The sequence below is a fragment of the Mycobacterium decipiens genome (genome assembly GCF_963853665.1).
In the GTDB taxonomy this organism is placed as follows: Bacteria; Actinomycetota; Actinomycetes; order Mycobacteriales; family Mycobacteriaceae; genus Mycobacterium; species Mycobacterium decipiens.
Map to the genome: position 1 here is coordinate 812882 of NZ_OY970459.1, position 11864 is coordinate 824745.

The window sequence follows — 11864 nt, forward strand, 5'->3', positions numbered from 1 at the left end:
AGCGCCGTACACGTCAGCTCGAGGCGTCATCCGTCAGTCGCAGGCCGTCGACCGCGCCGAGGTCGATTGCCGCGGTGACCACGGCCCGGTCGATTTGGCGCAGCGCGCGCAACGCGGCGCGGAGTCGTTGACCATCGGGCCGCAGCTCCAAACGGTCTCGCCCCGCGAGAGTTTCAGCGGAGTCGAGATGGTCGGTTGCGGGCACGACGGTCGCGGTCGGGGTGCCGTCGCTGGCGGTGACCAACGCGTCGATGTTGTGGATGACCTGCGCAGCCGCCGACGTGACGGCATCGGCCAGCTGGGTGGAGCCGGCGGCGTCCTCGCATCGTTCGCTGGACCGGGCCAGCGTCCGTGCGTAGCGATCGCACGCGGTGAACAGCCGCATGTTACGCCGGATGCTACGGCGCCCGGCGACACCGACGACGCCGGCCCGCAGCGGCGCGGCGGTAATCCGCAACTGGTGCAGGTCCCGGTCGAGTCGACGCGCCGTGTCGGTTGGGCTCGCGGCCGCTCGGTTGGGTGCGGGGTTGCCCAGCAGGGTCGCGACGGACGACGTGATCAGCTGGGACAGGGTCGTCAAAAACGTTTGGGTGTCGTCGCGGACGGAGGCTCGCAGCCGGGTTGGGAGCACCGCGATCGCAACCACGACGCCGATGGCGGCGCCGACCGCGGTCTCAGCGATCCGCAGCAGTAGCACCTCGAGGGTGAAATGGCCGAGCAGACCGTAAAGCAACGCCAACATGGTGGTGATCCAGAAGATCGTCAGGCTGTAGGCGACATCCAGGAAATAGGTGGCGCAGAACACGCAGACCAGGATCAAGACGATCGACGCGACGGCTTCTCCGGAGATCAAGGTGGCGATCAGCACCCCACAGGGCACGCCGAGCAGGGTGCCGAGCAGGCGTTGCCAGCCCTTGCGGACGGTTTGGCCCCAGGAGGTAGTGCCGGAGAACATCGCGAACGCCGCGATCACCGCCCAGTATGAGCGCGCCGGGGACACCAACTCGCCGGCGACGATGGCCAGCGACGCGGCGACGGCTACCTGGATGGCCTGCCGGGTTGTCGGCCGCAGACCCCAGTGCAGTTCGTCACCGGCGTGGCAACCTTCGGGTGCCGGCGGTGGGATGCTCGCATCGACCTCGGTGTCCGCGGTGGCGGAGTGCTCATCGGCTACCCGGACTTCGGCAGCCGCGGCCGCCGCGTCGATGATCGCCAGCGCCAGTCGCCGCACCGCTGTTGCGCCCGGGTTGTCGTCTGGGGCGCGGTGCTGATCGCGCAGCTGAGCAGCCAGGCTGGCGGCCCGCCGCAGCCCGTCAGGTTGGGGTAACCGGATGGCGCTCGCTAGCTGTGCGAGCGCCTCCACCAGTTGGACGCGGGTGGCGGTGGGTATCTCCGAAGCAACGGCCGCGGCGCGGATGGCCGCGGTCGCGACGCGTTCGACGGTGAGTTCGGCGTCGAACAACCACTGGGCCAGGTGCTCGCCGGTGACCCCGACCCAGAGCGCAGCCGGACTGACGTTGTCGTCTACTTGGCCTTGGATTAGCAACGCGGTCTCGTTGAGCCCGACCATCCGGAGGCGCACCCGTCGGTGCCGCCGTTCGTCGAGGTGGCCGACCCGCAGCGGGTCGGTGGCGGAGTCGATGACCAGCGCCATCCGCGCCCGCAAGGCCCGCATGGTGGCTCGCAGCACCTGCTCGGGTCGATCGGGCAGAACGTAGGCGCTCATGACGAAGGTGCAGGCCGTGCCCACCAGGACAGCCGCGATCAGCCAAGGCAGCTCGGTGGTGCTGGCCCGCAGGTACAAGGTGAAGAAATAGGCCATGACCGCGACCATCCCCAGCGCCCTGCCCCGCGCCCCGAAGCGGCGGACGTAGGCCGCCGCGAACACGATCACAACGAAGACAATGTCGCCGGCCACCTTGTGGGGCGTGAGCAGCGTGGCCGCGGTGATGACAGGTGTGGCGACAACCGGCAGCAGCGCTATCGTGACCTGCTGGCGATGCGGGTCCGGCTCCCGCACGGATCGTGCCGCGATCATGGTGATAAGGACGCCGAACAGCGAGACGGTCAATGGCTGGTTCGTTGCGCTGGTTAGCAGGTAGAGAACTGCCAGGGCGCACACCAGCGCGGCCGTCGTCCGGGCGGCCAACCGCAGTCGGAACAACCCGGGATCGGAGCCGCTCGCCCAGGTGCGCAACTGCTCGAAATGCTTAATCATCGATCCGGCGAGGCTGCCACGGTTGCCGCGCTGTGGTGCACCTGCCACGCTCGCAGAGTAGTGCCGTTGGTGCGCGGTCGCAGACCGGTGCCGGTAGCCGCGCCACCGGGCATTGCGCCCGGCCCTCTGGCGGGGAGAGCATGAGGCATGGCCGGCTACGTCGAGGTCCGGGCATACGCGGAGCTCAACGGGTTCGTGGAACCGCGGTCGCGCGGTCTGACGGTGCGCCGGCCGTTCCGCAGCCACCAGACGGTCAAGGATGTGCTGGAGGCGATGGGCATTCCGCATACCGAGGTCGATCTCATCCTGGTGAACGGCGACCCTGCCGATTTTTCGCACCGGCCGGCCGTCGGCGACCGCATCGCCGCCTACCCCATGTTCGAAGCCCTCGACATCGGGTCGACCGCCAGACTGCGGCCGGTGCCGCTGCGGAATCCGCGCTTCGTCGTCGACGTCAACCTCGGCCGGCTGGCGTGGCTGCTCCGATTGCTGGGCTTTGACGCATGGTGGTCGAGTGACGCCGACGATCCGGCGCTGGCCGATATCAGTCTTGGCCAGCAGCGAATCCTGCTGACCCGCGACCGCGCCCTGCTAAAGCGCCGGGCGCTCACCCATGGTCTGTTCGTCCACTCCCAGCACCCCGAGGAACAGGCGCTTGAGGTGCTACGTCGGTTGGACCTGAGAAATAGGCTGGCGCCGCTCACCCGGTGTCTGCGATGCAATGGCGAGTTGGCCGCGGTGGCCAAAGCCGAGGTGATCGACCAGCTGGAACCGTTGACCCGCCGGTACTACGAGGCATTCGGCCGCTGCCGCGAATGCGGACGGATCTACTGGCCGGGATCACATCACGCGAGGTTGGTCCGACTGGTCGAACGACTGCGCGACCGGCTGACTAACGCTGCGGCTCCGGGAGGCTGAAGGTCGGGGTGGTTTGCGCGATACAGGACTGATCGACCTCGCGGTGCGGGTCATCGACGAACGCCGTCATGATCGCCTGGGCGCAAGCCGAAGCCGGTAGCACCCCGTGGCCCACGCCCGGGAAGCGCAACGCCTTGGCGTTGCTGAGTCCGGGGGTGATCTCCCTGACCCAGTGCGGTGCGGTGCTGGCGTCGAACGTGCCCGACAGGATGAGCGTGGGAACGGCGCTCGATACCGGCAGGCGATCGGCGGTGTCGGACCTGCCCAGTCCCCACGCTTGGCATTCGCGGAAAATCCAACTGCCGGTCGGAGTGATCCGCAGGACCGAATCGGGGAGGCCGGGCATCGCTCGCCGCGCCTGGGACAGGGCTTGCTCCGGGGTGGTCCAGTTCGCCATCTCCTGGCAGTAGGCCCCCAACGCCAGCCCGGCGCCCAAAAGCCCGCGTTCCGGCGGGGGCGGGGCGGTCGCGGCGATCCCAGCGCCCGCCAGCCTGCCATCACCGTTCGCCAGGCCGAAGATCATCCGCGGCACGTCGGCCACCTTGCTGGGGTCGGCGCTCCAGTCGAGCAGCAGGGGGACCATCTTGAACCCGTCGATGGTGACGTGGACCGAGTCATCGGCGCGACCCGTGGTGGTGACCGCCAGCGGTGTCTGACTCAACTTGTTGACGGTATTGATGAATACCGTCGGCAGGTCCGGATAGGCGGCAGCGCAGGCCGGCTGATCGGCGCATGCCTGAAAGATCGCCGCGAGGCCGCTGGCGGGGGCCTCCCACCAGCGGTCGATGAGGTTCAGAGCCGGTGGGACAACGGAGTCCAAGACCACCGACCGGATGCCGGCGGGATGTGTGCGCAGCAGTTGCTGGGCCAGATCGGTGCCATACGAGACGCCGTAGACGTTCCATTGATCGATGCCCAATTTCACTCGCAGGTCGGCGATATCGGCGGCGTTCTCCCTGGAGCCGTAGGCGGCGAAATCGACAGCGGCCGTCGCTGCCAGCCGCTTGCGGCAGGCAGCGACGGCCGCTGCGTCCAGGTCTGCCGTCGACGGGGCTTCGAAGACCAGATCCACGGCTCGGGCAGTAAAGTCGTCCATCTCCGGGCAGCTCAGGTGCGGGTCGTCATGAACGGTGCCCCGTTGGTTGACGAAAATGACGTCGCGGTCGGCATTCATTCCGCCGGCGACCACGCCGGGCGCGCTCAGCGTACCGGCACCACCGGGACCCCCGGCCAGATAGACGATGGGGTCCGGCCGCGGTTTGTCGCTGACCGCTTTCACCCTGGCGACCAGAATCCGGATCGTCCGACTCTTCGGATCGAGGCGGTTCTCCGGCACCGTGAGATATCCGCAGCTGTAGTTCGAACCCAAATCGGCTTGCGGCACACCGGGGAAGTTCGGCTGCGGACAGGGGGTTGACACATATGACGTCTGATAGGCGGCATTGTCGGCGGGCGACGCACACGAGATGAGCCCGGCGGCAACCATCACCACCGAGAGCAGGCGCCAAGCCGCTGCCCGAGGGTGTGAACCGCCAAATATTCTCGCGCGCGACAAAGTTTGGGCCAGCGACGGTCAGTCGGTTGCAGTCAGCCGCACGGCTGCCAGCTGGAGCCGATCCACCGCTTCGGTGAACTCCTCCAGGGTGGGGATGCGCTGGTCGCGGAATTTCAATCCCATCATGGTTTGGGCGCGCTTGACGCCGTAGGACTGTGCGCACCGCAAGCAGAGATCGGAAACGACCGCACGGTCGCGGATGAGTTCGCCACGCATCGCAGTCGTTTTGCCGTCGTAGACCACCTGGGCCGCGCCGCCGCCACGAAAGTTGTGCTTCCAGCCGGCGCCGGTCAGCGCATACAGATCGTTGTCGATCACGTGGGCGCTCAATGGAATTGAGTACTGCCGTCCCGTCTTTCGCCCGGTGAAGTTCAACACCATCAGCTGAGTGTGTAGCGGGCCCGCCAGCGGAGTGCGCAACAGGGCGCCCAGGAGCGGGTTGACGAGACGGAGTAGGGCCGACGGCGGGTGCCCGATATCGACGGCATACGACTGTTCTGTCATGCCAACACCGTAAGGCCAATCGGGGGTCGAAGGCTATGACACCGATCGAAGTCGACGCCACTGCTCACGGCGGCCTCGGTGCACCAACTGCTCGCCCGGTTCACGTACTGTCGGTATCAGGAGGAAGGGTGACCGTGGCCAGAACCGATGACGATAGCTGGGAGATCACCGAAAGCGTGGGGGCGACCGCTCTCGGGGTGGCGGCGGCCCGCGCCACCGAAACCGAGAGCGAGAACCCGCTGATCAGCGATCCGTTTGCGCGGGTGTTCTTAGACGCTGCCGGTGACGGTATGTGGAACATGTTCGGGGCTGGCGAGCTACCGCCCGAGCTCACCGAGGCGGTGCCGGAAGCGGCGCTGCGGATGCGGGCGATGGTCGACTACATGGCTTCGCGCACAGCGTTTTTCGACCGATTCCTCCTCGATGCGACCCGAGCCGGCGTGCGGCAGGTGGTGATCCTGGCGGCCGGCCTGGACGCGCGGGCGTGGCGGTTGCCGTGGCCCGACGGGACCACGGTTTACGAGCTTGACCAACCGAAGGTGCTTGAGTTCAAGTCGTCAGTGTTGCGGGACCATGGCGCGCAGCCGACCTGCGACCACGTCGCGGTTCGGATCGATCTCCGCCAGGACTGGCCGGCGGCGTTGCGGCAGGCCGGATTCGACGCCTCGGCGGCCGGGGCCTGGTTGGCGGAGGGGCTGTTGCCATTCCTGCCGGCGGCGGCCCAGGATTTGCTGTTCGAGCGCGTTCTCGCATTGAGCGTCGCCGGCAGCCGCATCGCCGTCGAGGCGCCCGGCCCCGACTTCAACAACCCCGACGTCCGGGAACGGCAGCGATCGCTGATGCGGTGCTATCGCGAGGTCGCGGCGAAAGCCGGACAGCATGAGGTGCCGGATTTCGAAGACCTGTGGTACTTCGAGGACCGCACCGACGTCGCTGACATGCTGCGCGGGCATGGCTGGGACGTATCCGCGGCGCCGGCCGACAAGCTGATGGCCGGGTATGGGCGCAGTGTGCCTGAGCAGCTTGACGACGGCGCGCCGCCGAGCGTGTTCGTCGCCGCGGTGCGATCCGGCGCTTGAGTCAGGGGGTAATGGTCGTTTTCTCGTCGATGACGTCGGTGGCGTCCATCAACGGGACCGTTTCGTCGTCGAGCGCGTCAGCGTCAAGCTGAAGCACGAACAGGCCGTTGGGTGTCGGAATTACCGCCGTCTTCTGCGCGACGGTGCGCAGCTTGCCGTTCTTGGTATAGGAGCCGCCGAGTTGCCATGCCTTAAAGCCGCTGAGCGTGGACGCCGTTCCATCGTTGCCCTCGAACCCGGGCAAGTTCTTCAACTCGCCGGGTGCGAATTCGAGGATCTTCGCCGGGTCGACGTCACCGGTGAGTTTGGAAAGAAGGGCAACGATGGTGGGTGGATCGTTGGGATCCGCGGGCTGTTCGTAGACGATGCCCCCGTACGGTGCGCCGGAACTTTCCGGGAGCAGCTTCCAACCATTGGGCACCGGCAGGTCGATGGTCGGGGAGCCGGGATCGCCGTGGTGGATGGGGGTCTCCTGGATGTGGTTGTCCCGGATGTAGTCCGCGATGGTGTAGTTGGCTCCCGCTGCAGGAGCCGAGGTCGTCGCCGACGGTGTCGTTGCCGACGTCGGCGAGGACGTCGTGGTTGCCGTCGTGGTTGTCGCGTGCTCGGTCTTGGTGTCGGAGCCACAACCAGCCAGTGCCAGACTCAGCGCCGCAGTCGCGACTGCCGCCGTGAAGTGCTTCATATTGCATCTCCCGCAGATTGGGCCGGCACCCCGCCGGTCGGGTCGAACTGAGACTAGCCGAACTGGCGCGAAACGAGGCCGGTATTGCTCGGGTACCGGCGGCGTTATCGCGCCTTCCATTTCTCCCCGTGTTTCGCAGCGAAAAGGCCGCGCGACTATGCGTCGATGCAGTAAGAGACAGCTATGCGGGCACGCAAGACACGCAGAGCTCTCGCCGCACTCCTCGCCGCGACGGGCCTGTTTGTTCCGTTCATTGTCGGGGTGCCCACGGCGTACGACGGTGAGCCCGTGTTCGTCGCCAATCCGGTCGAGCACGTTGACACGCTGATCGGCACCGGCACCGGAGGCGAGATAGTGGGGGAGATCAACCACTTCCCTGGCGCCTCGGTGCCCTTCGGCATGGTGCAGTACTCGCCCGACACCGTCAACAACTACGCCGGCTACGACTACAACAATCGTCGCTCCACCGGATTCAGCATGACCCACGCCTCGGTGGGTTGCCCGGCGTTCGGCGACATCTCGATGCTGCCGACGACCACCCCGATCAGCTCGCAGCCCTGGAGCACCTGGGAGGAGATCGCGCACGATGACACCGAGGTGGGCGTGCCCGGCTACTACACCGTGCGGTTCCCCGCCACCGAAGTGCGCGCGGAGCTCACCGCGACCACGCGCACCGGCGTCGGTCGGTTCAGCTACCCCCGCAATGGGTGGCCCGCGCTGTTCCATGTGCGCTCCGGGGCTTCGCTGGCGGGCAACTTCGCCGCGACCCTGCGGATCGAGGACAGCACAACGATCACCGGTTCGGCGACCAGCGGCGGGTTCTGCGGCAAGAAGAACCTGTACACGGTCTACTTCGCTATGCAGTTCAGCCAGCCGTTCAGCTCATATGGCACCTGGGACGGCTACGCGGTCTACCCCGGCTCGCCCACCGTGAATTCGAGTTATAGCGGCGGGTATGTCGAGTTTCCGGCCGGCTCGGTGCTCGAGGTGCGCACCGCACTTTCCTACGTGAGCGTGGATGGGGCGCGAGCCAACCTCGCCGCCGAACGCGGAGCAAGCTTCGACGACGTTCGTGCGGCGGCATCGACCGAATGGAACGCCGCGCTGTCGCGAATCGCGGTGGCCAGCAGGGGCCCTGGCGACGTGGCGACGTTCTACACCTGTCTCTACCGGTCGCTGTTGCACCCCAACACCTTTAACGACGCGGACGGACGCTACATCGGATTCGACGGCGTCATCCACAGCGTTGCCAGTGGCCATACCCACTACGCCAATTTCTCCGACTGGGACACCTACCGAAGCCTTGCCCCGCTGCAGGGACTGCTGTACCCGCAGCGGGCCAGCGACATGGTCCGATCGCTGTTGAACGACGCCGAGCAGAGCGGTGCGTATCCGCGTTGGGCGCTTGCGAATTCCGCGACCGGCATGATGAGCGGGGACAGTGTGGTACCGCTCATCGTGAACCTCTACGCCTTCGGCGCGCGGGATTTCGACCACAGGATGGCGCTGCGCTACATGGTGAATGCGGCGACCCAGGGCGGGGTCGGACTCAACGATTACGTCGAGCGGCCGGGCATCGCTGCCTACCTCAAGCTTGGCTACGGACCACAAACGGCAGAGTTCCGCGCCAACGGTCGGATCGCCGGCGCCTCGATCACGCTCGAGTGGTCGGTCGATGACTTTGCCATTTCCCGATTCGCCGATTCGCTGGGTGATACCGCGACCGCCGCCGAATTCCAGAACCGGTCGCAGTATTGGCAGAACCTGTTCAATCCCACCACCGGCTACATCTCGCCGCGTAGCGCGGCCGGCTTCTTCCGCGACGGTCCCGGATTCGTGAAACACCCCTCGGGCTTCGGTCAGACCGGATACGACGAGGGCAACGCCGAACAGTACCTGTGGTGGGTGCCGCATAACGTCGCCGGTTTGGTGACCGCTCTTGGTGGCCGCAAGGCAGTGGCCGACCGGCTCGACCGCTTTACGAAGAAGCTCAATGTGGGCCCCAACGAGCCCTATCTGTGGGCGGGTAACGAGCCGAGTTTCGGGGTGCCGTGGCTGTACAACTACATCGGCCAACCGTGGCAGACTCAGCGGACGGTCGATCGGGTGCGCGGGCTGTTTGGTCCCACACCCGGCGGTGCGCCGGGCAACGACGACCTCGGCGCGCTGTCCAGCTGGTATGTCTGGGCCGCTCTCGGCCTGTACCCGAGCACCCCGGGAACCACCATCCTGACCGTGAACACACCGCTGTTCGATCGCGCCGTGATCGCGCTCCCCACGGGTAAAACCATCCGGATCACCGCGCCGGGCGCATCCGGGCGCAACCGCATGAAGTACATCGATGGCCTCAGCATCGACGGCCAACCAACCGATCAAACATTTCTTCCGGAGTCGATCGTCCGCACCGGGGGCAACCTCAATTTCTCGCTCGCCGGTAAACCCGACAAGGTCTGGGGCACCTCCAAGTCCGCCGTGCCCCCGTCGTTCGGCGCGGGCAGCTCGGCAGTGACCGCCAACATCTCCTTCCCCATCGTCGAGATCGCGCCGGGGGGGACCGGAACCGTGACCGTCGACGCGCAACGGATGATCGACGGCGTCGGCGATTACACAGTTACCGCGACGTCCTACGGCGATGGGATTACCGCGGCACCCGTGTCTGGGCAGTTCGACGATGACGGATCGGTGACCGCTTCGGTCGTCATCACGGCGGCCCGATCAGTTCCCGTCGGGTACTACCCGATGTATGTGACGACCACGGCCGGGGACAGCGCAAGGACATTGATGGTGTTGGTTGTGGTCGCCCAGGCCGTTGAATGATCGTTTGCCACAGGAGGGAACTGCTCGCGTGGGGAGGTTATCCCCTACACCACCAACCGGGCCGGCTACGATCTGGCCCGCCTCCGTCTCAACGGGGTGGCCACCCCTACGGTTTGCGATCTTCTACACCGATTGCACGACCGCTTGCTGCTTCCGCTGCTCGCCGCCAACCAGCCGCCAGCTCCAACGCCAATACGAAAAGCCTTGCTTCACATCACCGAAACTGTCCACAGAGCCCGAGCCTTGCCGAACGCAGCAAAAAATCAAGACAATTCTCCACGTCCCAGCGATCAAGGGTCGCTAGCGCACCTCATGAACCCGGAATGCGGCAAACAGCAGCAGGTCATCTACCGACGACACGCCCTGTAATCCAACCGAATTCTGAGACTATGCGTAGACCAATACCATCTACGAGTGAAGGACTCAGTGCGTCGCGGATCGCATCGGCGAACCGCTTGTAGCCGACCCGCTTTAACGCGGGCCAGGAGGTACCCGATGACGCGAGCGCCCGAACCGCGATGTCAAGGTCAGGCCACTCACTTATCCCCAATGCGATTCCCCGTTCAACAAAACATAGGCCTGCCTCGGCTAGCAGCTGTTCAGCAACGCCTGGGCGACCCGTATTGCCTTGCTCCGCAACAGCAACGGCATGACTTGGTGGTGACAAACGCAACACTGCTTCGAAGCAGGGAGCAAGGCCGATCCGTTTGGGAGAACCCAAGAAGCTGAACCCAATAAGACCGCCCGGCCGGACCACCCGGGCGGCCTCCGACAGTGAATTTTGAGACCCGATTCCGATGCCGCTGAAACTGACAGCGGCATCGAAACTGTTGTCGTCAAAAGGCAGTGAAAACATGTCACCGACCCGGAAATCGGCCTGGGGAGTGCGTGATCGCGCTATCGCTATTAAGGCCTCCGAGGCATCAATTCCTGTCACGTTGGCGCCCAGGTTTCTAGCTAGGTTGGCCGCGAACCCTGAACCGCAAGCAATATCAATTAGGTTCGTGCCCGGGCCGACGCTGACTCGTCTGAACAGCTCTTCGTTGACCTGGCGGGTGAAGGCCTCGCACAGATAAGCCCAATCGAGCGCACGTTCACCCCAAGCTCGCCCGGCTTCGACCCAGCTCATGACTCTCATCTCCTAGCCTGGACGGTTAACCGATTGGGGGTGTAGGCGTCCAGATGTACGGAAGCGCTTGTCCTGCAGTGGATTGTTGGGATTGCGACGTCTCAAGTCTACCGAACGGGGCGAACATTTCGGTAGACAGTCGAGCGTCGAATGAATCTCCCAGGTGTGTCCGGTCGCCTTGTTTGTGAGTTCCCGACCGGGCGGTGGGGCTGGTATTCGCAGTAGTAGGCGGCCTCCAACTCGGCTGCCAACCAATCGCAGATGTAGCCGGGGCGGACCTCAACAAACATGCGGATCGAAGTGAAGTGTCCGGACACGCCAGGGGATTCGAGGTGGCCGGTGCCTCACGCATGGTAAGCGCGTGGGGGCTTGCGCTACTTCGTCTTGACCAATCGGTTGATTGACGGGTGCGATGCTTCCAGATCGATGTGGCGGGCCGCGGCGAGGGCTTCGGTCTTGGTCTTGGCCAGGTTCAGGCGTTGCATTTAGGTGGTGGTGATTTGCGGTGTTGGGTCGGCCGGGTTGATGCCCTCGATTCGGGCGGACACCTTCGAGAGGCGTTGGCTGTCCAGCACTGCCGATTCCTGCAGGCGTTGGCACGGGGTGGCTGGTTTGTCATAGATGAGGTTGCGGCGCCCTTTGGCGGTGGTGGTGTAGCCGACGGCCCTTTTCGTCGGGGTGAAGAAGTTGCACCGCAGCGACATCAGCCGCCACCACCGGCCACGCGCTCAAATTGGATGAGGCACACCGGGGTATTGTGCAGAGGCGCCGAGATGCAATAGCATTTAACCGCCGACTGGCGTAACACTACGCTGTAGTGTGCAACTGTTTGGGGGTCACCGGTGCAGCAGCCGCCGGTGTTTTGTTGGCCGTTCGGTTCGGGCTGCGGGTGGGGTGCATCCGAAATGTCGATGTCAAAGGTCACGGAAACGTCGTCTGCAACTCGAGCACGCTCCGTA

The 11864-nt window shown here is 65.3% G+C and carries 9 protein-coding genes; 3 read left to right on the plus strand and 6 right to left on the minus strand.

The window, feature by feature from the left end:
• Window positions 1–13: 13 nt before the first annotated feature.
• Window positions 14–2218 (minus strand): FUSC family protein, encoded by a 2205-nt coding sequence (locus AADZ55_RS03770; protein WP_085323756.1) that lies wholly within the window; start codon window positions 2216–2218, stop codon window positions 14–16.
• A gap of 147 nt (window positions 2219–2365) precedes the next feature.
• Here AADZ55_RS03770 and AADZ55_RS03775 point away from each other — a divergent pair, with 147 nt between their 5' ends.
• A complete protein-coding gene (locus tag AADZ55_RS03775) occupies window positions 2366–3136 on the plus strand; it encodes a Mut7-C RNAse domain-containing protein (protein ID WP_085323543.1) in 771 nt (256 codons plus the stop codon).
• Here AADZ55_RS03775 and AADZ55_RS03780 read toward each other — a convergent pair.
• Both AADZ55_RS03780 and AADZ55_RS03785 read right to left on the minus strand, forming a co-directional pair.
• The gene (locus tag AADZ55_RS03780; RefSeq protein WP_341286298.1) at window positions 3111–4622 is read right to left on the minus strand and encodes an alpha/beta hydrolase; all 1512 of its coding nucleotides are present in this window, start codon (window positions 4620–4622) and stop codon (window positions 3111–3113) included. The genes AADZ55_RS03775 and AADZ55_RS03780 overlap by 26 nt on opposite strands.
• Before the next feature lie 87 nt (window positions 4623–4709).
• Window positions 4710–5195 carry a hypothetical protein gene (locus AADZ55_RS03785; RefSeq protein WP_085323541.1) on the minus strand — a complete coding sequence of 162 codons (486 nt, stop codon included), beginning with the start codon at window positions 5193–5195 and terminating at the stop codon, window positions 4710–4712.
• Between the two features lie 134 nt (window positions 5196–5329).
• Here AADZ55_RS03785 and AADZ55_RS03790 point away from each other — a divergent pair, with 134 nt between their 5' ends.
• Window positions 5330–6274, plus strand: coding sequence for a class I SAM-dependent methyltransferase (locus AADZ55_RS03790; RefSeq protein ID WP_085323755.1), 945 nt, complete (start codon window positions 5330–5332; stop codon window positions 6272–6274).
• A gap of 1 nt (window position 6275) precedes the next feature.
• Here AADZ55_RS03790 and AADZ55_RS03795 read toward each other — a convergent pair whose 3' ends face one another.
• Window positions 6276–6959 carry an LpqN/LpqT family lipoprotein gene (locus AADZ55_RS03795; protein ID WP_085323540.1) on the minus strand — a complete coding sequence of 228 codons (684 nt, stop codon included), beginning with the start codon at window positions 6957–6959 and terminating at the stop codon, window positions 6276–6278.
• A gap of 183 nt (window positions 6960–7142) precedes the next feature.
• Here AADZ55_RS03795 and AADZ55_RS03800 point away from each other — a divergent pair, with 183 nt between their 5' ends.
• Window positions 7143–9776 (plus strand): GH92 family glycosyl hydrolase, encoded by a 2634-nt coding sequence (locus tag AADZ55_RS03800; RefSeq protein ID WP_085323539.1) that lies wholly within the window; start codon window positions 7143–7145, stop codon window positions 9774–9776.
• A gap of 343 nt (window positions 9777–10119) precedes the next feature.
• Here the strand turns inward: AADZ55_RS03800 and AADZ55_RS03805 are convergent, their stop codons facing one another.
• Both AADZ55_RS03805 and AADZ55_RS03810 read right to left on the minus strand, forming a co-directional pair.
• Complete coding sequence (locus tag AADZ55_RS03805) at window positions 10120–10905, minus strand: class I SAM-dependent methyltransferase (RefSeq protein WP_165759332.1); 786 nt, start codon at window positions 10903–10905, stop codon at window positions 10120–10122.
• A 485-nt stretch (window positions 10906–11390) separates the two neighbouring features.
• Window positions 11391–11609, minus strand: a complete 219-nt coding sequence (locus AADZ55_RS03810; protein ID WP_242669978.1) for a hypothetical protein — start codon at window positions 11607–11609, stop codon at window positions 11391–11393.
• Between the last annotated feature and the right edge of the window lie 255 nt (window positions 11610–11864).

Excerpts from the sequence above, each read along its gene's own strand:
- AADZ55_RS03770 (WP_085323756.1), bottom strand. The coding sequence starts at position 2,218 with ATGATTAAGCATTTCGAGCAGTTGCGCACCTGGGCGAGCGGCTCCGAT.
- AADZ55_RS03775 (WP_085323543.1), top strand. The coding sequence starts at position 2,366 with ATGGCCGGCTACGTCGAGGTCCGGGCATACGCGGAGCTCAACGGGTTC.
- AADZ55_RS03780 (WP_341286298.1), bottom strand. The coding sequence starts at position 4,622 with ATGGTTGCCGCCGGGCTCATCTCGTGTGCGTCGCCCGCCGACAATGCC.
- AADZ55_RS03785 (WP_085323541.1), bottom strand. The coding sequence starts at position 5,195 with ATGACAGAACAGTCGTATGCCGTCGATATCGGGCACCCGCCGTCGGCC.
- AADZ55_RS03795 (WP_085323540.1), bottom strand. The coding sequence starts at position 6,959 with ATGAAGCACTTCACGGCGGCAGTCGCGACTGCGGCGCTGAGTCTGGCA.
- AADZ55_RS03800 (WP_085323539.1), top strand. The coding sequence starts at position 7,143 with ATGCGGGCACGCAAGACACGCAGAGCTCTCGCCGCACTCCTCGCCGCG.
- AADZ55_RS03805 (WP_165759332.1), bottom strand. The coding sequence starts at position 10,905 with ATGAGCTGGGTCGAAGCCGGGCGAGCTTGGGGTGAACGTGCGCTCGAT.
- AADZ55_RS03810 (WP_242669978.1), bottom strand. The coding sequence starts at position 11,609 with ATGTCGCTGCGGTGCAACTTCTTCACCCCGACGAAAAGGGCCGTCGGC.